The organism is Microbulbifer variabilis (assembly GCF_023716485.1).
Lineage (GTDB): Bacteria > Pseudomonadota > Gammaproteobacteria > Pseudomonadales > Cellvibrionaceae > Microbulbifer > Microbulbifer variabilis_B.
In genome coordinates this window covers 2,783,975-2,807,601 of sequence record NZ_CP092418.1, presented here as the reverse complement: position 1 = coordinate 2,807,601, position 23,627 = coordinate 2,783,975, and the positions used below count along the sequence as shown (strand labels likewise).

The following is a 23,627-nucleotide window of genomic DNA, read 5'->3' as shown; positions in this document are numbered from 1 at the left end:
TAGCAATTTCAGCAATTTTAACAAATTTACACTTAATCTGGCAGTTATCGGTTCTTCAGAAACAGATCTGTCAGATTAAGATTAGTATTTATTGGTAGATTTATGTTTAATCTAAAAATTTTCAAAAGTTCCACAGGGAAACTTAAGTTAAATGATTCAATTATTGAGGGGCCTATAGAGGTTGACCTTTTGGGGTTATCCTCAATTGATATTGATCGATCAGAGGCCGGCCATAAATCCGAGAGGCTTCATAATATTTACGGGCTTGCACGTCGAAATAAAAACGTTAAAAACCTTGTTGTTAAACTAACAAATAGTGGTTTTTATTTAACTCATAGTGAAGGTGGAGTTTCCACATTCAGTAAATTCAAAGACGCATCTTCTTTTTCTAAGTTTATAAAAAAAGAAAACCTTCAATTTTATCGGTCTATATTTTATACCTTAGAGGAACCTCAAATAAAGTGTAATCAATCAAAATTATTGATCATTTTTTCCTCCGTTGCTGACAGAGCATATAATTCTGATATAGCGACAAGGAATTTCTATCTAAACTATAAATCCATACAAAAATATATTCCAAATAACACATATGTACTTAGGCTGGCGGATATTGGCGGTGTTGTGGGTAGTTTCTACTTGAACAACAACTTTAATAATCAAGTAGAAAATGATATTCAATTATTAATTTCAGAGATTTCAGCTAATTTTAATATCCATAAAAATGATATTGTATTATACGGCGCATCTAAAGGAGGGACGGGTAGTCTTTACCATGCAATATTGGGCCAATTTAAGTGTGTTTCTGTTGATCCTATTATTACAGGTGAGTATCATTTTAATCAGCACGAAGATTCGCATTTTGTATCTGGGACATTCCCTGAAGGCAAGGCTGAAAAATTTTCATCTTTGCTTGAAAATAACCAGCTAAATAAAAATATAAATATTATTTACTCCGAGCTTTCGCCTATTTTTTCTGAGGTGGAAAGCATATTTTGTGATTATAAAAGCATGGCAAACTTCTTCAATTATTCTCATCCAAAAATAAAATCTCACGCAGATGTTAGTAAATATAGTATGAATCTGTTGATGCTCTTAATAAATAATCTTTTTTATGAGGTAGGTGTTGTTTCATCTAAAAAAATAGAGCATTAATGATACCTGAGAAAAGCATACTATTCCGCAGAGAAGCTTATAAAATACACTATTTTAGATGAGAAGGAATTTTTTATTTCTAATTTTCAGGGTTTATGCTATTATCTAGCTGATAATTTTTTCGGATTCCCTAAAAATTTATTGAGATAAAACTGATCTCATTCGATCTTGCGCTAAGTATGATATTTATCCTAAATAATTAACCTTTTTTCTCGTAATAAGACATATTGATGTTTTCAACTTAAAAATTTCTAGATGGGCTTAGTTTCGGATAGTAAGTGCAATTGATAAGAGGGGGGGCAGTTAGTAGAGTTGGCACCTCTCCCGACCAAGAAAAAACATTGATGAGTTACTACCAACGGAGCGGGAATAAACGGTCCCAGACTTACAGTCTGAGATAAGCCGGGCATTTACTGAAAATAATTGCAGAGTTGTTAGATAGACTTCCCTAGACGATCCGTCGAGAGCTGCAACTCATACTGGCTACGTGGATATTGCCCCTGGGAAACATATAAACCTACAGACCTTGGCCTCTGGTAAGGGGGCAAGGCATAGAAAGTAACTGATGGGGCGCGGTAACAAATAGATACCCTAATTCGGAAAGAGTTAATTTCTTAGCTGGCAACAAGCTATTTAAAGAGACTTATCAGCGTATCATTACATGGCGGAATGTTCTACCAACTGAGCTATTCAGATCAGACAAGTAGTGGGGCTTATACAAACCTCAAAGGGTTACAGCAAAGCCCCACCGCAAGCGCTACGGCAAGTATGTCGGTGCGAAAAGATCAGAAACATAAGGCTGTCAACTTACATACGAAATCAAAGGGTCTTCTGTATCATTCTGATCAAGGTAATCAGTATACCAACCATACCAACCATACCAACCATATCTACCAAGCGCTCTTGAAGCAGCATAGAATGATGTGCTCAATGAATCATAAGAAAATTTTTTAGGCAGTAAACCAACAAAACCTTCTTAGCAACCTGAAGCAAGAGCGGTCAATCGAAAACACTTATGCAATAAGAAAGAATACTTTAAAAGATGCGAGAGCTTATATGGATTTCATCAACTCTCGCAGAGTACATACGAGGCTGGGGCAATATAATTCCCATCAAATTTGAGAAATCTGCTTAAAAAATATCCGGTTTGGAGTTGACCACAATACTTGTTCTTATTTTTAAGCGCCTATCTAAATCAGTAACCCTTTTTAAAAGAGTGGCATACTGGGTTGGTTCGGGTAATAATTAAATGTCCTTAGAAGCTATTTTTTTTATACCTAGCAGGCGATAAATTCCAGAAATAAGTTCCACGCCATTATTTGAGCCTATGCTCTTCCAAATTAGAAGCTTTATTGCCCTCTTGACTCGAAGCATAAAGTGTGACGATGTGTGGAGTGTTGTTTTTTTTGTATTATGGGGGATGTCAACTTGTGAGAATTTTACTCCAAGCAGGTAGGATTTTTTGGAAAATAGAGGGAGCGTCCTAGAATTAAACTTTTCTTGAATCCCTTGCCCGGGTATGCGAATTATTCCGAATTTAACTTTGGTGGTGATAGTAATTTCATCCCCATTTCTGTTCACTGATTTTGTTGAGGATTGGCCAAATGAATAAAACTCATTGATAAGATAATTGAGGAACTTATAAACACGATTTCTATCTGGTTCCCACTCCCTCGAAATAAGTGCCGCAGCTTCTTCTGGGGTTTCAGCCTTACTGCATATTCCTTTATGATAATAGAACGCATCACCAACAGAAACAACGTTCTTAAATCTTAGAATAGATAACAATCCAACTCCTGAGTTTAGAAGGAATACTGAGTCAGCAGCATCGATTAAATCATATATATTTTCTAGGTCGCAGTTAATAACATTGTGATTGTCTTCAAATGGGTATGTAGGGTTTTTTTCAAGCGGGTGTGTTTTAATAAGAAATACCCACTCCTTAAGTGATTTAGATACAATGTCCACCCATGCATAGAAATCAGAATATTCCCGTAGTGGCCCCTTAAAAATTTCGCAAACAGTATCAGTTGGTCTTTGAAGAGGTACAAGGCATATCTTTTTCCCATTTATTCGATACTTATTTTTAATATACTCCGAGCCCATTTTTTTTGGCTGCTTTTCAAGGTAGCCTCCCTGTTGTATTTCGTTTTTACAATACTCAGTAACTGATAAAATTTCGGTATCAGATAGTTCTCTGTCCCAGTTTTTTTCGTGATATGAAGTGCTGTCAGTATTGAATCCATTCATATCAAAGAAAACGGCTCCAGGGAGTGCTCCTCTCTCGTATACAATGTATGGTATTTCTTCATTTCTACAATATCTATAGATGTTTAATCTTTGTTTGTTTGCGTATGGATTGTGAAAAAATACTTGATCTATTTTTTTCTTTGATATGTGCTCTTTAAGCTCTGTTTCTGTTTCAAAAAATGATTCACGTTGGTAATCAACATGCCCAAGAGAGGGTATGACTTCTCTTATACTCTCAGTAAACTCACTGCCTTCAACTCCAAGAAATAGGGTTCTTTTTTCATTGTAGGGTATCGGTGGCAGCCAGCAACTACATTGATTGTCATGTTCTAACATACACTGCTTTAACAGGTTCTTGTTTTCCTTTGACTTCCTTATATAGTCACTAGACTCTTTTTCCCGCTCATGCCATAGATGAGCAATAAATATGCCATCTAATGCAGTCTCATCTCCATACTTTCTATACCAGGATCTGAATCCAGAGTAGCTTTGCGTATTCCAGTGTCCGTCGTTACTGTATATATTTGATGGTCTTGGAAATCTTGGGTTATTACTATATGCTCGATAGAATAGTTCGAAATCTTCACAGCCATGCCCTTGGAATCTTGGATCATGTCCCCCGAGGGCACAGTAATAGTACCGATCAAAAACAGCAACTGATGAACTGGCAGCGTAAAACTCTATTCTTTCATCTCCAGTTTTCATGCTGTCTTGGAGATAGATTTTTCTGTTTTCAGGCGTGTTGCTTATATACTCTTTAGATGCGCTGTCGGATAAATATATACATGGGATATTGATAACTTCATCTATCCCATCGCTGAATCTCTCATTAATAAGTATTTCGAGGTCTTTATAAAAATTCGCATACGGGAGTAGATCTATATCCTGGAAAAGGATATATTTTGCTGTTGATATCTCTGCACCGTGATTGCGTGCTTTTCCGATTGAAAAGGTTTCATTTGCGGTATTTATGTAAGAGTATAAGGCGCCATACTTAATGCAAATATCTTTTGCTTTACTTGAGGCTTCCGCATCACTACCAGAATCGACAAGGATAAAACGAGCATCTTGGTAGGTGAATTCACTTAGAACTGTTTCCAAATTAATTAGACAATTGTCTCGCAGTGGGCTATATCTGAACGGAATTATTACATCGAGGAAAATCGTTTGATTCATGGTAGCTCCGAGTGTTGATTACTGGGACATTACCATTGAATTGTTTCTGTTGGGTTTCGATTTTATTTAAAAAATTATAATGTTTTGTTTCAGAAAAATCAGGTTTACGTTATTTTTTAACTTAACTTGTTTTTTATCCATACCTTAAAAGCAGAAAAAATAATACCGGATAGAGGGTAACATGAGTATCTCTGATCTTTGATGGCCGATATTAGCTTGTTAAAAAATGAGCTTCTTGATACTGTAAGATTTTTTTGCTTTTGTAAAAGCAAGTGAAGGAGCTCTTCCTGGCCTTCAATTGAGAAAGTATGATGGGTAAGTATAGTTTCATCCAGCTCTGTTTTAATGATGGCGTCAGCTCCAGAAAAAACCCCATCCCCTACTGCGTAAACAGGTTTGTCGTATATCAATGATTCAAGTAAAACAGTACTGTTTATCCCCAAAACACAACTAGATTTTGATATCAATTGATGTAGTGGGGTTTCGTTATCGAGCTTTATTCGGCTATTTGGGGGGAGGAGGTTAAATGGTGGGGTGCGGTCAAGAGGGTGCTGGCGTGCAATAATATCTATATTGGGGGCTACATGTGATTCGGCCCACTCAAGAAAGTTTTTCATAGTGGAAAATGGAGAAAACTTTGTAATGTTTGTGTCTGTTTCTAACTGGAGGGGAATAAACAGATATCCATTATCAGAGATATCATTATCCCCAAATTTTTCCCTATATGACACTTTCCACTGTCTTACGTTTTGCCGCTCTTCCGAACTGATAGTTTTTGGTTTTGTAATAGAGATTGAGCTTTGCGCATTTACTCCAAGGGGGTCTTCATAGTAAGTGCCCGACTGTGGAAACCAGCCGGCCTCTAAGAAGGAAAATTTCTGATTTGGATTTATATCGCGAGCAAGATTTATAAAGTCCTGTTGGTAATGGGGTAGCCCATTCCAAATTATTATCTTTTCCGGTTTATAGCTTTCTATCACTTTATGGAAGCAGTTCGCTCGATAGTTTTTTATTTCTCTTAGGGTTTTATTTGGGTTCGCTTCGAATTGCTTCGCTAGAGCTTTGCTTCTAGGTAGGGAGATAAAATTTAATCCGCTTGTTGCAATCTTTGCTTTTACTATGTTTGTGCAGTTTACACTGTGTGGTTGATTGATGTGGTTTCTACTAAAAAGTTGTACTTCCTCTTCAACCAATAGCAAAATATTATTTCCAAGTTCGGTTTCTTTACGCGCAATTGCTAAGATTACATCTGCACGTTGAATATCTGGCATTGGCTCGTATATAAGAACACGCATTACTTTTGTGACTCTTCATAGCATGCTACTACATCTTTGCTATCACCGTATTGGGCTACAACACCACCTTCAATCCATATGGCTTTGTTACAAAGCCGCTTAACAGTTTCTGCAGAATGAGAAACCAAAACCACAGTGTCTCCTGAGGTAATTTTTTCCCTCATTACTGCCTCTGACTTTCTTCTAAACCTAGAATCACCGACTGCTAAAATCTCATCAATCAGTAAGATATCAGATTTCAAATGAATAGCGACAGCCATTCCAAGCCGTTGTTTCATACCTGTAGAGTAGTTTTTAACAGGTTGGTCAAAAAACTCTTTAAGCTCGGCGAATTCATTAATTTCATCTAGTTTACTGACGATGAAATGCTTTTTCAGGCCCATCATCATGCCGCTGATAACAGCGTTTTGGCGGCCGGAAAGGTTTTGGTCGTAGCCAACAGTCAGTGAGAGCAGCGCAGTTCTGTGACCATGGTTGATCACTTTACCACCATCTGGTTTTATAATGCCGTTTAACAGGCGAAGTAAGGTGCTTTTCCCTGCGCCATTACGTCCGAGAACCCCAAGTGAGTCGCCCTCATATAGTTCGAAGCTAATATCTTTCAATGGGCTGTAAACATTGGTTGTACGGGTAAATGGAATTCCTGAGCGATAGGTCACTCGTACATTGTTTAAGCTAATGGCTGGCTTCTTGCTTCCACTCATCGTTGCATCAGTGCTCTTGCGAATACGGGATTTAGCTTTCTCATTATCAACCTAGCTAGGGCATAAAGTGATATAGCTGCGCAGGTGTAGATTGCCAAACTAGATACGTTAGGTATTTGGTTGTACATCAATATATCGCGGTAGCTCTCAATTACCCAGATCATTGGGTTGTAAGCAAGAATATCTTGAATGTTTTCTGGTAATGAGCTGACGGTATAGAGGATTCCTGAGCCATACATACCGAGTCGCAGCAAATGGGGAATCAGATTAGAGAGATCTGGTACAAATGGAATGAGCGCGCTGGCGATCAGGCCACAGGCATAGTTGAGCAGGAACTGTATCGTAAGGATTAATGGAAGGTAGATGTAACTCCATGTGGGTGGATACCCCATTACCCATAACCCAATGAGCAGTAGCATAAACACAATACTGAACTTGAAGGTGTCCATAACGATATTAATCGATGGGAGTACTACTTTGGGGAAGTTGACTTGGCTGATCAGTGCATGATTTTGAGTGATTGCGGCTGAGCAGTGGCTGACACATTGGGCAAACCATTGCCAAACTACCAATCCCACAAGAAGGAAGGGGACAAAATCATCTGTTCCCTTTTGAAATACAACAGCAAATATAAAGTAATAGATCGCCATCGAAAAAATTGGCTCTATTATCCACCAGAGGAAACTCAGGTAGGTTTTTGAGGCTTCAGATCGTAAATTACAGAGCGCCTTGTAAAAGACGATGTCTCTATGATGTTTTTGTAGAAAGATCACGGGGTTAAAACACTGTTTGATATTCGGATAAAACTTTCTCAGAAACTGCTTTCGAGGACAATCCCAAAGTAGGGGAACCTATTTTCGATATGTCTTTTCTAGCCATATCTAGCAGTTCTTTCAATTGGTTCGCATCATTAACAGAGAAAATGGCGGCCGGAGAAAGTAGTTCTGCACAACCAGGGATATTAGAAGCAAGTACGGGCTTCTTTCTGGCGGCTGCCTCAAGTAACACTTGAGGTTGATTTTCCGGTGAGTTGCTAGGTATTACTAACAAGTCCAGAGAGTCTAGAAAATCTTTGCTCTGTGATTCGCAAAGCTCACCGACATACTCGGTAATTTTATAGGAGTTTAGGCACTGTTCGGCATAGCGTTGGTCGGAAATTCTTCCTGCGACCTTGAGTTTTATTTTTGAATCGCTGAGAGTATTTAGCGCATGGGTAAGAGTATGCAGGCCTTTGTGAGGGGCAACAGCCCCAAGAAACCCAACTACGAAGGGGGGAGGGGTCGTTTGCCGGTCAGGAACTGTTTCGAACCAAGTATCGGAAAGGCCTGCAGGAATATAGTGGCAATTATTGAGTGAGTAGTACTCTTTTATCAGTTTCAGGCTTGTTTTAGATAGGCAAATTACCTTTTTCGCTTTATTTAGGATTGAGGCCAATATTTGTTTGCGATTTTTGTTTTCTAATGTTGTTGTAAATGAAGTATTCTTTAAATGCAGAATTTTAGCGACAGTATTTCTTACAAGTGTGAACTGAGAAGCAGTTTTTAGCAGTTTGTTAGGGTGTGTTTCTGCAATACATTGAAAACAAGTTTTTTGATCGATAAAGCCTGAGCAGAAATCACCGGATTTGAGAGTCAATGTATGTTTGGGGCATAGCCACCAGAAGTCAGTAATCGAAATAAAGTATGGAATACCTAATTTCTGAGCTGCATTGAGTAAATTAATACCAATATGTGCCGGATTCACCATATGCACGAGATCGGGCTTCAATTCAGAAAGTAAAGAAAGATAATTGTCTACTGAGTCACCTTCAGTTGTCCCCCATCCAAAAGTTGGAAGTTTGATTTGGCGAAATCCTCCTTCATCAATGAATGTGCGATTACCTAATATCCCTTCAGGGTCGCCGCCCGCGACTATTACGTCACAACCGCGCTTACTTAAATCTAGCGCAAGATTGCGTATGTATTTTTCGGTTCCTTGATTATATCCGGGCCCGAATTGCATGGTAGAGAATAGTATTTTCACGTTGACACCGGGCTATTGGGGGGCGTTAATATACCTTAATGTGTTATAAAACAACAGGTTACCAGTAGGTTACTAACCCATCAATTAAGCGAGTCTCAATTGTTCCCCGAACTTCAAATTCTCCACTGTTACCGTACGTTTTACCCAGAATCTCAAGGGGGGCTCGAGCAGGTAATCTTAGAGGTTGCACAAAAAACAGACAAGTGTGGTGTGCTAACTCTTGCCGATACTCCCGCAAATTTAAATTTGAATGGTCGGCTTCCTGTTGTTGCAAAAAAGCGTTGGTTCTCAATTGCTTCTTGCTGCATTGGGCCGGGTTTTTTTGGGGCTCTATATCGCTCAAAAGCCAAGTTGTTACATTTTCATTTCCCCTGGCCGTTCGGTGATCTAGCTTATTTTGTGGCTGGAAAGTCACGCCCGCTGGTAGTGACTTATCATTCCGATATTGTCAGGCAACGACTACTTGGTGCTATTTATTGGCCTTTGATGCGTTGGTTTTTGGCTCGAGCAGATCGTATCGTAGCGACATCATACAATTATCTAGAAAGCAGCCCTGTTCTTGCCGCTTATAAGGATAAAGTGAAGGTGATTCCCCTTGGGGTATCCGAGGATGGGTACCCTGAACCTTCGGATAAGACAATGAAAAGCCTTGAGCTGCAATTTGGCCGGGATTTTATGCTATTTGTTGGTGTTCTCCGGTATTACAAAGGGTTGGAATTTTTAATTAGAGCCGCCGCGAATCAGCCCTATCGAGTAGTTATCGCTGGTAAAGGACCTGAGGCCAGTCGCTTGAAATCTCGGGTGGATAAGCTTGGAGCAAGTAACATATGTTTTGCCGGTTTTGTCAGTGATGAGGAGAAAGTCGCGCTAATGAAATTATGCCGAGCCGTCGTGTTCCCCTCGCATTTGCGCTCAGAGGCTTTCGGGGTAACCTTGATTGAAGGGTTGATGAACAGCAAGCCACTTATCTCTTGTGAAATCGGTACCGGAACCAGTTTTGTTAATCAAGATGGAGTAACGGGCCATGTTGTGAGGCCGGCTGATCATCTTGCATTACGCGAAGCGATGGATGATTTGTGGTCTGACGCTGTTAAAGCTGAGGAGATGGGGTGCGCTGGTCGTAGTCGTTATGAGAGGTTGTTTACTGCTGACAAAATGGCAGAAGCATATCACCAACTCTATCGGGAAGTTCTCTTGGAAAGGGGAGTGGTGGATTAATGGCCAAAATAGCAGTGGATGCTCGGCCACTTTCAATTCCCACTACAGGCATTGGACGTTATACCCGTGCACTTTTGGAACGAATGTTAAGAAGTGAGCATCATTGGTACTTATATAGCCATCAACCTCTTCTGGTTGATTTTCAATCCCTACCAAATGTGACTGTCCGGTCTGGAAACATTCAAAGGGGGAGTCTCAGTACTTTCTTTGCTCAGGCAGTTTTTCCATTTTGGGCTTGGAGGGATGAAGTAGATCTGTTTTGGTCCCCCCGTCACCACCTACCGCTTTGCCTGGGGGCATCGGTATCTAAGGTGCTCACAATCCACGATTTGGTATGGCAGCGCTTTCCTAAGACTATGTCGCGCTTGGGGCTGCAGCTTGAGAGGTTACTGATGCCTCTGGCTGTCAAGTTGGCTGGCTCAGTTATTGCCGTTTCTGAATCTACAGCAAGTGAGTTGAAGCAGTCATTTTCCGCTTGTGCTGAGAAGGTTGTGACTATTTATGAGGCTCCTTTTCTGAAGGTTTCTGAAGTCCCGGGCCCTCTTGGTGGGTATTTTCTATTTGTGGGTACGATTGAACCCCGCAAAAACCTTAGGAGGTTACTAGAAGCTTATGCCTCATATCGTACGATAGTGGCAGAGCCGCTGCCGTTGAAAATTTGTGGTGGTAGGGGATGGGGAATGCCTGAGCTGCAAGAGAGAGTGCGGGCGTTGGACCTAGAGGGAAGCGTTGAAATTCTCGGTTATATGGCCGACGATCAATTGCCAAAGCTCTACCGGGAGGCTAGAGCACTACTAATTCCATCGTTATATGAAGGATTTGGCTTGCCAATAGTCGAGGCTTATAGTCAGGGAACCCCTGTTTTGACGGCTAACCGAGGTGCTATGGCTGAAGTTGCTGGGAATGCAGCATTAACAGTCAATCCAGATTCCTCCGCAGAAATTACACAGGCACTCGCAGTAATGACTGAAGATCATCTGAAAGTAACTGAGTTGCAATCCTGTGCATTGAAAAGGGCGAGTGAGTTTTCTTGGGATAAGGCAGCCTCTGAGACTCTCTCATTGATGGAATCTATTTTGAATCGGGCCTAGTAATAGCGCTGATTAAATATATGCCTGGGTTGGGGCTTGGCCGGCTAAATCGATAGCAGGATTAGGTAGCTGTCAGGTCAAGCCCACTGCTAAAATTCAGGTGAAGAGCTTCGGTAATTCTTCAACCTCCGATGCCTTGTCCATACCGCCCTTTCGACTCATCAACCTATCAACCAGAACTTTTATTTTTACTATATTTAGCGGTTTAACAGGTTCTTGATAGATGGCTGCGCTGAGCAGCGATTGGATCTCATGAAGCTCCTCAAAGCCTAACTGGTGCGAAACCTCACTTAAATTATTACCCTCAACTTGTGGCCAGCGTTGCAGAAGCCAGTCGAGTAGGGCTTGTTGAATGTGTCTAGGATCTTCACTTTCAAGAGCCTTCTTTAGCTTGGCTTCGTGGTGCATTTTTCTTGCTGGCTCGGCGCTCGCTGTGGGCTGTTCCAGCCGTTGGGGACGATATCGATAAAGGTAAAAAATCCACAGAAGGTGGGAGGCAAGGGCGGCTATGGCCAGATTGCGCCAGAAATGATCTTGCTCCTCCAAAGTGGTGGTTCCAGGAGCCAGTGTAGGGAGATTTCCTGGCTCTTGAGTTTGGGGTGTGGTTGCAGCAGTACCGCTGACTTCAAAGCGGAAGGCGGGGAGCTGGGTGGCGCGCTGTTTTTGGCTCTTGGTATCCCACCAGGTGAGTGTGACGGCAGGTAGCTGATAATTACCGGGCTGAGTGGCGACGATTGCGGTAGTTTCTATGCGGCTACCTGTTACTCCATTTGGGCCTATCTGATCTTCTTGTTGTGGTTGATCTGGGTAGGTTTTAAGGCCTTCAATATCCAACTTGGGGAGAGGTGGAAGCTGGGCTGCGCGCAGACCCTCTGCCCGTATGGTAAGAATACGGGTTATGGGCTCGCCGACAGTGAAGGTATCCGGATTTTGGCTCCAGCTTTGTACGATTCCGAGGCTTGCAGCGGGCAGCCAGTGGGCACCGCTATAGCTGTCAGGCTTGGGAAGGACCTCAATAGTTTTTGCCTGGGAGCGCAATCGTAATCTCTGACTGTTGCGATTGAACAGTGAGAAAGGATCTCGGCGACCGGCAACCGCAACATAAGTCATTGCCGGGATAGAGAGCTGGCCAGAGCTATCGGGAAAAACGGCATATGTGAGTTCATATACCGCATGGCTGACACCTCCGAGCTTACGCTCATAACGCTGTTCATCGACTTTTTCTACATGGGCGCCCGCTACTTGTAAAGGTTCGGTGGCGATATCGTGCAGGCCGATTGTTGTGTATAGGCGAACCTTAACAAGTAGCTGTTCTTGTACGTAGACTTTATCTTTATCTAATTCTATCTCCAGAAAGGCTTTGCGATCGGCACCGTCGGGCGCACTACCGGCTTCGCTGACTTTTATGGGGATTGCATCAGAAACTTGTCCTTTATAGTGCAGAGAGGGAATAAACAGCTCTCCTTCCCGCTTTGGTGCCAGTGTGAGCGTCCATTCGACGAAGCTTTCCGCACGACCATTAATTACCCGATATTGGTTGGACTGCTGACGGGATAGAATATCGAAATCCTGCTCAAGTAATTCGAAATCGGGTTGGCCGCCATTCTCATCACCGGAGTAGCGCACGCGCAGATTCAGGGTCTCATCAATACCAATTTTATTGCGGTCCACGCTGGCATTGAGGTCGCTGCCCCAACTGCTTGCGGGCAGGCAAAAGAGAGCAAGAAAAAATAGCAGGCAATGAAGTCCTGTAAGGTTTAGTGGCCGAGTAATTTTATGTTTTCTAAAAAAGCTATCCATAAGCCTTCCTGAAGGTTGGTCACATCTAAAGCCGAAAATAATGTTGTGCATTGTGGGCATCTATCTACCACCTCTGGGTAGCGCCGTTTTCAGGGGGCTCCCACTCGCCACTGCGATAGGCACGCCGTCTTTGCAGGCTTTCGTATTTGAATTTTTCCCGCATTAAGCCGGCGGGGTCATCGGGAATTTGGCGCAGCCATTGGTCAAGAGCCTGCTGGGTTTCTGGGTCTAATTGTCGCTCTTCGGCGCCAGCGGGTTGGGGCTTCCCTTGCTGTTCTTTTTGCTCTTCTTCACCCTGTTGGCCTTGCTGAGACTGCTGCTCCTGTTCATTTTTCTGTTGTTCAGCATTTGCAGGTTGCTGTTGGTCTGATTGTTCCTGCTCTTGACCGGATTGCTGCTCGGAGGGCTGAGGCTCGTCAGAGGAGGGCTGCTGTTGACTCTCCTGTTGTTGCTGTTGATTTTGCTGTTGGTTGCCGGCCTGCTGCTCCTGTTGTTGGTCCTGCTTATCATGTTGTTCTTGTTGATCACCAGATTGCTGTTGGTCTTGTTGTTGCTGGCGCTCTTGAAGCTCCTTGAGTTTCTCTGCAATTTCCCGATTGTGTTGCGCATCGGAGAATTGCGGGGCTTGGGCCAGGGCCTGGTCATAGGCTTCAATGGCGCGCTCATAGTCGCCCTGTTGCACTAGACTATTGCCCAGGTTGTATAGGCCTTGCGCATCATTTAATTGGGCAAAGTCCTGCTCAGCAGCGGCATAATCACCGGCGCGATAATTTGCCGTGCCCCGCCATTCCGGGTTGCGGAAAGTTTCGGCGGCCTCGGCAGACTCCCCTTTGTTGAGTAATTCCTGTCCCTGCTGATCTTTACGTTGCCAGAGGTCTTTCCATTCAAAAGCCTGACCTTCACTCGGTAGGCCCAAGCATAGGGCGAGGGGCAGGGTGCAGGCGAGAGTGCCACGGCGAAACAGTAGGGCGACAAAGGGCAGGAGGAGTAAAATCAAAAAGGGGCCTTCATCGCGCCATTGGTCGAATTCTCGCTCGGTCAATTCGGCCTGCTCGGGGGTTTCGCTTTGCGGCAACAGGTGTTCTATGTCGGCGTCGTTGACGGTGATCTTGGCGTAACGGCCGCCGCTGCCTCTAGCCAGCTTACGCAGTTCCCGTGGGTCAAAATTGGCAATCACAATTGCGCCATTACTATCTGTGACGAAGCCGCCGCTATTGCCGCGGGGGATTGGGCTGCCCTCGCCACTGCCGACAGCGAGGATATTGAGTTCAACTCCAGCTTCGGCCAGGGATTTTGCGACGATATCCGCTGCTGCAGGCTCAATGTCGTCTGTGACTGCGAGCAGTTGCCCGCGTCCCGCAGAGCCATCCCTGAGTAGGCGAATGCCGGTCGATACGGCCATCTCAATATTGCTTCCCGGTACCGGCATAATGGCAGGCGATAATGCGGGGACCAGGTTGGCGATAGTGGCAGTATCTTCTGTCAGTGGTGTGACCACATGGGCTTCGCCGGCATAGGCTACCAGGGCGGTCAGGCCATCTTTGCGCTCACGAAGAATGTCCAGAATTTTCAATCTTGCACGGGTGAGACGGTTGGGGACGAGATCTGTCGCCATCATAGAGGGGGACAGATCCAATAAAATCACCAGGGCATCTTGATTGCTGTAAACCGGTGTCGGCAATTTTCTCCAGGTGGGCCCCGCCATAGCGATAATCATGGCGGCGAGTAATGCAAAGATCAGCCCGAATAACCAGGGGCGCTTGGCACCGCCGCGCATTAAGAGGTGCGGTAAAAGATCTGCATCAATCACCTTTTGTAGCTGGGCATTGTTTAGAACGATTTTGCCCAAGCCCCAGCAAATGAGTGCTGCGGGGATTAATAGCCATAGCCAGTAGGGGCGGAGAAAATGAAACGATTGGAGTAGCTCAGGTATGCTCACTATGCCTGGCCTCCGTTGGTAGTGGTTTGTTTATTGCCGTTGCCGGAATATCTGAAATTAGTGGTGAGAGGAGCCACTGCCCAAATAGAAGACAGGAGTAGGGCTACTCCAAGCGGCCATACAAATAGGGACCTCAGTGGGCGGTAGCTTTCTGCTTCCTGCTCCACAGGTTCCAGTTCATCCAATTCCGAATAGATTTCTGCCAGTTCCTGGGGGTTATGAGCGCGGAAATAGCGCCCCCCCGTTGTATCGGCAATCGCCTGCAGGGTCTTGCTGTCGAGATCCCTGGAGGGGTTAATTCTGCGGCTGCCGTAGCGGCTGCCCAATAAGCCCGGTTGAACCATTTCTTCGGCACCCACACCGATGGTGTAAACCGTAATGCCCGCTTGCTGTGCAAGTTCGGCGGCTTTCAGTGGGGAGACTTCGCCGGCAGTATTGGCGCCGTCGGTGAGCAGGATTAGCACGCGCTGCTCGGCTGGACGCTGGGTTAGGCGCTTAACAGAGAGGCCTATAGCATCCCCTATAGCGGTACCCTGGCCGGCGAATCCGATTTGCGCTTCGCGCAATAGGGTCCCTACAGTTTCCCGGTCGTAGGTTAGTGGTGCTTGAAGGTAGGCGCGGGTGCCGAATAGCACTAGGCCCAGTCGGTCGCCTTGGCGTCGCTCGACAAAGTCTCCCACTACCTGTTTGACCGCATTAATACGCATTGCCGGGCGCCCGCCAAGGAGCATATCGGGGGTCTCCATACTGCCGGATATGTCTACGGCAACCAATAGATCCCTTGCGCTGCTGGCTTGGGAGATCGGCTCCCCATACCAGCGAGGCCGCGCGGCAGCGCTGATCAGCAGTAACCAAATCAGTGTGAGTAATAATAAATTGAGATAGTTGCTTTGCTCCCCACCGCTGCGTTGGGAGAGTTCAGAGTAAAAGGGTACTTTTAAGGCACTGCTCAATGGCTTTGAGCGGGGCATTAGCCACCGCGCGATTAGCGGCAGTGGGGTGAGCAGGAAAACCCAGGGCCAGGCAAACTCAAACACCGGCATGTTCCTCACTAACTTGTTTTTCAGGTTCCTGCATCGACAGTTGATGCTGCAGGACCCACTGAATAGCGTATTGTTGAAAAGCCTGGCTGCTTTCTTGCTTGGAAGTGCCGCGATAAAGTTGCTCGAGCAATGCTGTCCGTGCCTCATCAGGACACTTCAGAGAAGCGCTCTGTTCTAAAAAACTTAACCATGCACTACCGGTGAGGTTGCCACAGCGGGTTCTGCCATAAGTGGTCACGGCAACACGCTTAAGAATTTCGTTGATCTCCCCGGTGGCCTCAGGTCGGCTTATATCTACCGTATTCAATAAATTAACCGCTTTAACCTTGTAGCGGTTGCGCTTAGTTTGTTTGTGCTGATGTCTGATCCATAGGGCAATTCCCAGCAGAGATAACATGATTAATAGGGCTAGGAGCCACCAGCCAGGGGCAGGTGGCCACCAGCTTACTGGTGCTGGTTCCTGGATATCGTATAGTTGTGCCAGTAATTCCTGGGCCTCAGGCGAGGGGGCTGTAGTTGCTGCTTTCTCAGCATAGTTGCCCCTCCGTTGGAATGACTTTGTTGGTAGCGCTAATCGCTCCAATTACATAAAGCCTGCTTGGCGAAAATATAGAGTGCTGTCTATCGCTCACGGCTACTGCCTTTTATTTTTATGCCAACCGTTTTGCTGGCGTGAACCGTAAAAAGACATTAATTCCCCAACAATGGGTTTTGTATTGTCAAAATCCAAAAGCGGAAGTCGGTGCCTCCGGCATAATTGTTCAACATCGGCGCGGGCCTGGGCCTGCTTCTCTGCAAAATGTTCACGCAGGGGGCGGTTGCCTGCGTACAAAAATGTGCGCTGGCGGCCATCAGAAATTGTCAGGGACTGATCGGGTAAATGCTGTTCCAGCGGATCGGTGATTCGCAGTACCTGTAAATCCGCATGTCTCGACAGCAAATATAATGATTGTGAGCAATCCTGATTGAGGTCATGGCAATCACTTATAAGAAAAAGTGCACTGCCGGGGCGAGCGATACGGCGGGCTTCCTCCAGCAGAGTCTGCATGGATTGGCTGCCATTTTCGGCGATAGGGCTCTGTAATTTAGATGCTCTGTCCACCGCGCTGTGAATCATCGCTAATACGGCATGGTGGCTGCGTTTCGGGCGCACTGTATCGATGTCGTTATCCGAGAAGAGCAGGGCACCAATGCGATCGCTATGTTGCAGCCCAGCCCAGCCCAGCGCTGCGGCAATACCGCTCGCTGCTACAGATTTGAAGGCGCGATGGCTGCCAAAAAACATCGGTGAGCGCAAATCGAGCAGGATAACAATGGGTCTCTCCCGCTCCTCTTGATACAACTTGGTGTGGGTAGTGCCGGTGCGGGCGGTAACACGCCAATCAATTGAGCGCACATCATCGCCGGCCTGGTAATCTCGTACCTCTTCGAAATTCATACCTCGCCCACGGTAGCGGGTAAGAAGGCCACCAGCCTGGTCGCTACGTACCAGGCGCGGTTTAAAGAGTTGTAGCTGACGTGCGACATAGCGCATTTGTACGAGTGAGTTGACTTCCGGATAGGCGCCGCGCAGGTCCAAATCTGAAGGAGGTGTTGCTGTGTGCATCAGATAGCCGGTACCTGTTGCAGCAGGCGATGAATAACCTGGTCGGTAGTGATACCTGCGGCTTCGGCTTCAAAGCTGAGTAGCAAGCGATGGCGTAAAATATCCGGGGCTACATCCATGACATCATCGGGCGTTACAAAATCGCGGCCATCTAACCATGCGCGTGCACGGGCGCAGCGGTCGAGTGCAATTGTTGCCCTTGGGCTTGCACCAAAATCTAGCCATGATGCCAGCTCGCTGTCATACTTCGCCGGCTCGCGCGTAGCAATGACAAGTTGGACAGTATAGGTTTCCACGGCTTCGACCATCTGCATTTCCAGAATCTGGTTGCGAGCCTGAAAAATGGTCTCCTGACTAATGATTTCGGTAGGGCGATTTTCGCCAAGGGTGGCCTCGGATCTGGCCAGGCGCAGGATTTTTGCTTCCGCCTCGGCATCGGGATAGGCAAGATTCACTTGCATGAGGAACCTATCCAGTTGAGCCTCGGGCAGAGGATAAGTCCCCTCTTGTTCAATGGGGTTTTGAGTGGCCATCACTAAAAATAATTGCGGCAGCGGATAGGTTTTTCGACCCACACTAATTTGTCGCTCAGCCATAGCCTCAAGCAGCGCCGACTGTACTTTGGCCGGCGCGCGGTTTATCTCATCCGCCAGGATCAAGTTGTGAAATACTGGTCCCGGTTGAAAATGGAACTCTCCGGTTTCCGGCCGGTAAATGTCGGTACCGGTAATATCAGCCGGCAGTAAGTCTGGCGTGAATTGAACTCGATGGAAGTCACCCTCAATAGCTTCGCCCAGTGTTTTAATCGCCTTGGTTTTGGCCAGGCCTGGCGCCCCCTCGACAAGCAGGTGTCCATCGGCAAGCAGAGCGATAAGAATGCGATTAACCAGCGTTTCCTGGCCTATGATCTGCTCTTTAAGCCAGTCGCCCAGTGCGATGATGTGATCTCTGTTATTCCGGTTTGCTTCCATAGCGTCTCTTCTTCTACAAATGTACCCGCCCTATTCATTCGGGTGGCTATCTACCATCTTTTATATATAGTCGCCGCCAAAGCGGTGGGGCCTGTTGATTTTAACGGCACCAGAGGAAGAGGCAACCACCGCGCCCAAGCCCACTTTTTAGGCGACATTTTTTCGGTGGCACCAGTGCCACTTACAAGGTTACGTGAAAGTTTAATTTTTAGGACTCGTCCCTGCAGCACTTCAGGGATGAGATGACGATCTTTTCGGATCTACAGTCATTGGATTCGATGTGACAAAAATGAGATTGGGAGGTTCCCCGTGAATATGGCGACGGTGATTACCGAAAGCCGTGAAGAATTGGTAGCACAGATTTGTGAGCTGATTCGCGACAAGTTGGCATCTGATGCAGAACCAGTAGTGGCTTTTGCGCAGCAGTTCCTGCACCAGTACCCGCTGGAAGACCTGCAGGGCCGACGCCTGGTAGATATCTACGGTTGTATCTACACCTGGTGGAACTTTATCCAACAACGTTCTGACGGCCTGCCGAAGGTACGGATCTTCAATCCACGCCTGGAAGACGATGGCTGGGAATGCTCGCACACTGTAATTGGGCTGTTGGTGCGAGATATGCCTTTCCTGGTGGACTCGGTGCGTATGGAGGTCAACCAGAGAAACACGGTTATTCATTCCATTAAGAGTACGGTGTTAAAACTAGAGCGCAGTGCCAGTGGCAAATTAAAACACCTACTGCCTCCACGGGATGAAATTCCAAATCTATCTTTCGACCATGTTACGGCCAAGGATCATAAGCCCGCCAAGGGATCGAAGCTGGTCAGTGAGGCCCTCATTTATATTGAGGTCAACCATGACACTTCCGCCAAGTTTGCCTCGGAACTCAGTGCGGCGCTGAAAGATGTTCTAGGTGATGTAGAGCTGGTAGTGGATGATTATGCGCCGATGCTCGAGACCTGTGGGGGTATGGAAGGGCAGCTGAAAGCTGGGGTTTCGGAGGACGACACCAATCTTCTCGAGGCCTGTGCGTTTCTGCAGTGGATGCGCGATGGTAACTTTACCTTCCTTGGCTACCGGGAATACGAGTTCAGTCAGGTTGATGACAAGAAAATTCTTAGTGAGGTGGAAGATCGCCGCCTGGGTATTTTCAAAAAACTGGAAGAGTCTGCAGCACCAATGCTCGAAGCCGCCTTTAGCGAGGGTAAGCAGCGCTTTTACCAGGGCCCCAACTATCTGACTTTTGCCAAATCCTCAGTGAAATCCCGTGTGCATCGCAGCGCCTACTCAGATTATGTGATGATCAAACGCTACAACGCCGAGGGTGAGGTAATTGGAGAGTCGGCATTTATGGGGCTATACACCTCGCCAGTGTACACAGAGAGTCCTGCCAAAATCCCAATTATCCGACGTAAGATGGCTTCCATTATCGAGTCCAGTGGCCTTTCCGGTTATGGCCACGATGGCAAGGCGTTGCGCCGTATTTTGGATACCTTCCCCCGCGATGAATTGTTCCAAAGTAGTAGTCAGGACCTGTTTAAAGTGGTGATGGGAGTGCTCAGTTTAAATGAGCGTGCTCATGTTCGCCTGTTTATGCGTAGAGACCTTTTTGGAAAATTTGTTACGGCCACTGTGTATGTGCCTAGAGATCAATTCAACAGTAACGTACGTGAATTGATCTGCTCCCATATTTCCAAGGCAATTAAAGCCAAAGAATCAGACTTTACGACTTATTTTTCTGAATCCATTCTCGCGCGTGTGCATTTTGTATTCCGCATCTCGCCCGATGAACCTGTCGATATAGATGTAGCGCTGTTGGAGGCGCAGATTGTGGATATTACCCGTTCCTGGGAAGACGTTTTTCAAAGATCCTTAGTTGAAAGCAGTGGAGAGGAAGAGGGTAACCGACTTTTCCGTATCTTTGGTCGTGCCTTTCCCGCTGGTTACCGTGAGGATTTTGAGCCGCGTATCGCTGTACAGGATGTGGCAGCAATCCAGAATCTCAACGAAAACAACCGGGTGGCCATGAGTTTCTACCAGCCGGTAGGTGCGGCCCAGGGCAGCTTGCGCTTTAAGGTGTTTAACTGGGGTAGCGGCTTAACCCTCTCCGATGTGATCCCAGTATTAGAAAATCTCGGTCTTAGGGTTATGGGGGAGTTCCCATACACCATTCGTCCTTGTGGCAGTAGTGATGTATGGATGCATGAGTTCCACCTGGAGTTTGGCCTTCCAACAAAAGTTGATGCCCAAGCATCGCGCGGGCTGTTCCAGGATGCGTTCGCTGCTATTTGGAATCACACTGCGGAAAGTGATGCTTTTAACCGCCTGGTGCTGGCGGCTCGCCTGAATTGGCGAGAGGTTTCTATGTTGCGTGCCTACGCCCGCTATTTGAAACAAACAAAATCTAGCGCTAGCCAGAGCTTTATTGCTGCGACTTTGGCCAATCAAGTTGAAATTACCCGCAACCTAGTGGCTTTGTTCCGCGCATTGTTTGACCCGCGTCTTAGCAGTGGCAAGCAGGAGCAAACACGAGTTGAGCGATTAATCGCTAAGATTCATGACGGTTTGGATGCTGTTGAAAATCTCAACGAAGACTTGGTGCTGCGTCGTTATCTCGAATTGATCTTGGCTACTTTGCGGACCAACTTCTTCCAGGCGGGTGCTGACGGACAGCCTAAAGACTACATCTCTATTAAATTCAGCCCGCGGGATATTCCCGGTATTCCCGAACCTCGCCCGGAATTTGAAATCTTCGTTTACTCCCCCAGAGTGGAAGGTGTTCACCTGCGCGGTAGTAAGGTAGCCCGTGGCGGCTTGCGTTGGTCCGATCGTTTAGAAGATTTCCGCACCGAGGTGTTGGGGTTGGTGAAGGCCCAGGCTGTAAAAAATGCCGTTATTGTCCCCAGTGGAGCCAAGGGCGGTTTCGTTGTGCGGCGTCCTCCGGTGGATGGCAGTCGTGAAGCCATGCTGGAAGAGGGTATTTCCTGTTACAAAACCTTTATTCGCGGTTTACTAGATATCACCGACAATCTGAAAAATGGTGAGATAGTAGCGCCTAAGCAAGTGGTGCGCAGGGATGAGGATGACCCCTATCTGGTAGTGGCTGCAGATAAGGGAACTGCGACTTTTTCCGATATCGCCAATGGTATTGCTGAGGACTACGGTTTTTGGCTGGGGGATGCCTTTGCCTCAGGTGGTAGTCAGGGTTACGACCACAAGAAGATGGGAATCACCGCGCGCGGTGCCTGGGTATCTGTACAGAGGCACTTCCGCGAGATGGGGGTGGATGTTCAGAAAGAGGACTTCTCTGTCATCGGTATTGGCGACATGGGTGGGGATGTCTTTGGCAACGGTATGTTGCTATCTGAGCATATTCAGTTGAAGGCTGCCTTCAACCACATGCATATTTTTATCGACCCAAGCCCTGATGCAGCGGCTAGCTTTGAAGAACGCAAGCGCCTGTTTGAGCTGCCTCGCTCCAGCTGGAGGGATTACGATCGCACTCTCATTTCCAAAGGGGGCGGTGTTTTTGAGCGCCGGGTGAAGGCAATTAGCATCACACCTGAAATGAAAGAAGCCTTCGATATCAAAGAAGACCGACTCACGCCAAACGAATTAATCAGCGCACTGCTGCGTGCGCCGGTTGATTTAATCTGGAATGGTGGCATTGGTACTTATGTAAAAGCCGGGACTGAATCTGACAGTGAGGTGGGTGACAAATCCAACGACCATCTGCGGGTTAATGGTGCTGAGTTGCGTGCCAAAGTTTTTGGTGAGGGTGGCAACCTTGGTATGACCCAACAAGGACGTATCGAATTTGCCCTCAATGGCGGCCGCTGTAACACCGACTTTATCGATAACGCGGCAGGAGTGGACTGTTCCGACCATGAGGTGAATATCAAGATTCTCCTCGATAAAGTTGTTGCCAACGGTGACTTGACCGAGAAGCAGCGCAATGAGCTGCTGCATGGTATGACAGACTCCGTGAGTGATCTGGTGCTGCACAATAACTATGATCAAACTCGTGCATTGAGTGTGGCGGAATACCAGGTTTCCAAACGCCTTGACGAATACCGCCGCACTATTAATACCCTGGAAGATGACGGTCGACTGAATCGGGCTCTGGAGTTTATCCCCGATAACGAGCAGATTTCCGATCGGGTACATAAGGGGCAGACCCTGACCCGGCCGGAACTTTCCGTTTTGATTTCTTATGTGAAGGTGAAGTTAAAAGAGGAGCTTCAAGAGGCGGAAATCACGGATAACCCCCGGGTGCGTGAAGCCGCGGAATCCGCTTTTCCTTCGGCATTGGTGGAGCGTTATAAGGGCCAGGTTTACGAGCACCCCCTACTGCGCCAGATCGTTTCCACCCAGGTGGCCAACGAAATGGTGAACAGCATGGGAATCACCTTCTACAACCGCATCAGCACGGCAACAGGCGCAGATGTCAATGATGTCGCTGCGGCTTATATCAGTGCCCGCGATGTTTATAAGATGGTGGAATTCCAGCAGCAACTGGCTGAATTGGACTACAAAGTACCGGCCGAGCTGCAGACCGAGTTGCTCAACTCCATGATCGGTCGGGTCCGCCGTGCCACCCGCTGGTTCCTGCGCAATCGTCGCAGTGATCTGGAGCCGGGGCAGAACTGCGCACTGTTCCAGTCACAGGTGCAGAGAGTGATCAAGGCCTTGCCAAAAGTCCTGAGTGGTGCCCCGCTGGGTGAGTGGGAACAGCGCTATCAAAAATTATTGGAGGCGGGGCTGCCAGAGGAGATTGCCCTGCTATCAGCATCCCCGACCTACCTTTATTCGGCACTGGGCATTTCCGAATCTGCTTATGCCAGTGACCGTCCTGTAGAAGAGGTGGCCAAAGTCTATTTCAGTCTCTCTGACGAGTTGAACCTACACTGGTTTGGCAATTTGATTGTCGATCTACCGGTGGACAGCTTCTGGCAAGCCCAGGCTCGCGAAACGAGTATGGATGACTTAGACAGCCAGCTCGCCACCCTGGCAGTGAATATCCTGCGCCTTGCCACTGTGGAGAAATTGGAAGTAGATAGTGCAATGTTGCGCTGGGGCGCTATTATGGCGCCGGCTATTCAGCGTTGGCACAACATGATTGCCGAGCTGAAGGCAGCTGCCGTCGGTGATTTTGCGATGTTTACAGTAGCGCTGCGCGAGTTGATGTACCTTGCCCATGCAACTGCAGACCGCGAAACCCTGGCTGAGTAGGCCGAAGTGAGTTCGGGAAATTGCGCTAGGAGGTTAGTTCTCCTCGGCGCTATTTCACGGGTGGCAATGAAATTCTATCTCCGTTCGTTGACTCCTGGCGGACGGGTTCAGTCCCCACGTAAGGAAAG

General features: G+C 46.7%; 15 protein-coding genes. 4 read left to right on the top strand and 11 right to left on the bottom strand.

Annotation, left to right across the window (positions count from 1 at the left end; genetic code table 11):
* The first annotated feature begins 102 nt into the window (after window positions 1–102).
* Window positions 103–1,152 (top strand): XcbB/CpsF family capsular polysaccharide biosynthesis protein, encoded by a 1,050-nt coding sequence (locus MJO52_RS12495; protein ID WP_252081988.1) that lies wholly within the window; start codon window positions 103–105, stop codon window positions 1,150–1,152.
* A gap of 1,245 nt (window positions 1,153–2,397) precedes the next feature.
* On the opposite strand, the gene MJO52_RS12490 is transcribed toward MJO52_RS12495, so the two are convergent.
* From MJO52_RS12490 to MJO52_RS12470, 5 genes are all read right to left on the bottom strand, one after another.
* Complete coding sequence (locus MJO52_RS12490; RefSeq protein WP_252081987.1) at window positions 2,398–4,578, bottom strand: glycosyltransferase; 2,181 nt, start codon at window positions 4,576–4,578, stop codon at window positions 2,398–2,400.
* 116 nt (window positions 4,579–4,694) lie between these two features.
* On the bottom strand, window positions 4,695–5,873 hold the full coding sequence (locus tag MJO52_RS12485; RefSeq protein WP_252081986.1) for a capsular polysaccharide export protein, LipB/KpsS family: 1,179 nt from the start codon (window positions 5,871–5,873) through the stop codon (window positions 4,695–4,697).
* Window positions 5,873–6,577 carry an ABC transporter ATP-binding protein gene (locus tag MJO52_RS12480; RefSeq protein WP_252081985.1) on the bottom strand — a complete coding sequence of 235 codons (705 nt, stop codon included), beginning with the start codon at window positions 6,575–6,577 and terminating at the stop codon, window positions 5,873–5,875. The genes MJO52_RS12485 and MJO52_RS12480 overlap by 1 nt, the downstream gene beginning before the upstream one ends.
* On the bottom strand, window positions 6,574–7,350 hold the full coding sequence (locus tag MJO52_RS12475) for an ABC transporter permease (RefSeq protein ID WP_286036963.1): 777 nt from the start codon (window positions 7,348–7,350) through the stop codon (window positions 6,574–6,576). Before MJO52_RS12475 ends, MJO52_RS12480 begins: the two co-directional genes overlap by 4 nt.
* A 4-nt stretch (window positions 7,351–7,354) precedes the next feature.
* Window positions 7,355–8,599, bottom strand: a complete 1,245-nt coding sequence (locus tag MJO52_RS12470; protein ID WP_252081983.1) for a glycosyltransferase — start codon at window positions 8,597–8,599, stop codon at window positions 7,355–7,357.
* A gap of 99 nt (window positions 8,600–8,698) precedes the next feature.
* On the opposite strand from MJO52_RS12470, the gene MJO52_RS12465 reads away from it, so the two are divergent.
* Window positions 8,699–9,817 (top strand): glycosyltransferase, encoded by a 1,119-nt coding sequence (locus MJO52_RS12465; protein ID WP_252081982.1) that lies wholly within the window; start codon window positions 8,699–8,701, stop codon window positions 9,815–9,817.
* Complete coding sequence (locus MJO52_RS12460) at window positions 9,817–10,908, top strand: glycosyltransferase family 4 protein (RefSeq protein WP_252081981.1); 1,092 nt, start codon at window positions 9,817–9,819, stop codon at window positions 10,906–10,908. Before MJO52_RS12465 ends, MJO52_RS12460 begins: the two co-directional genes overlap by 1 nt.
* 96 nt (window positions 10,909–11,004) lie before the next feature.
* Here MJO52_RS12460 and MJO52_RS12455 read toward each other — a convergent pair whose 3' ends face one another.
* The 6 genes from MJO52_RS12455 to MJO52_RS12430 form a co-directional block, all read right to left on the bottom strand.
* Window positions 11,005–12,708, bottom strand: a complete 1,704-nt coding sequence (locus tag MJO52_RS12455) for a BatD family protein (RefSeq protein WP_252081980.1) — start codon at window positions 12,706–12,708, stop codon at window positions 11,005–11,007.
* Window positions 12,709–12,772: 64 nt separating this feature from the next.
* The gene (locus MJO52_RS12450) at window positions 12,773–14,647 is read right to left on the bottom strand and encodes a VWA domain-containing protein (RefSeq protein WP_252081979.1); all 1,875 of its coding nucleotides are present in this window, start codon (window positions 14,645–14,647) and stop codon (window positions 12,773–12,775) included.
* Window positions 14,647–15,684 (bottom strand): vWA domain-containing protein, encoded by a 1,038-nt coding sequence (locus MJO52_RS12445; RefSeq protein ID WP_252086001.1) that lies wholly within the window; start codon window positions 15,682–15,684, stop codon window positions 14,647–14,649. Before MJO52_RS12445 ends, MJO52_RS12450 begins: the two co-directional genes overlap by 1 nt.
* Entirely contained in the window at window positions 15,677–16,273 is a 597-nt protein-coding gene (locus MJO52_RS12440; protein ID WP_252081978.1) for a DUF4381 domain-containing protein, read from the bottom strand. Before MJO52_RS12440 ends, MJO52_RS12445 begins: the two co-directional genes overlap by 8 nt.
* A 51-nt stretch (window positions 16,274–16,324) precedes the next feature.
* Window positions 16,325–17,296, bottom strand: a complete 972-nt coding sequence (locus MJO52_RS12435) for a DUF58 domain-containing protein (RefSeq protein ID WP_252081977.1) — start codon at window positions 17,294–17,296, stop codon at window positions 16,325–16,327.
* The gene (locus MJO52_RS12430) at window positions 17,296–18,267 is read right to left on the bottom strand and encodes an AAA family ATPase (RefSeq protein WP_252081976.1); all 972 of its coding nucleotides are present in this window, start codon (window positions 18,265–18,267) and stop codon (window positions 17,296–17,298) included. The genes MJO52_RS12435 and MJO52_RS12430 overlap by 1 nt, the downstream gene beginning before the upstream one ends.
* Before the next feature lie 315 nt (window positions 18,268–18,582).
* Here MJO52_RS12430 and MJO52_RS12425 point away from each other — a divergent pair, with 315 nt between their 5' ends.
* A complete protein-coding gene (locus MJO52_RS12425; protein WP_252086000.1) occupies window positions 18,583–23,499 on the top strand; it encodes an NAD-glutamate dehydrogenase in 4,917 nt (1,638 codons plus the stop codon).
* Window positions 23,500–23,627 lie beyond the last annotated feature (128 nt).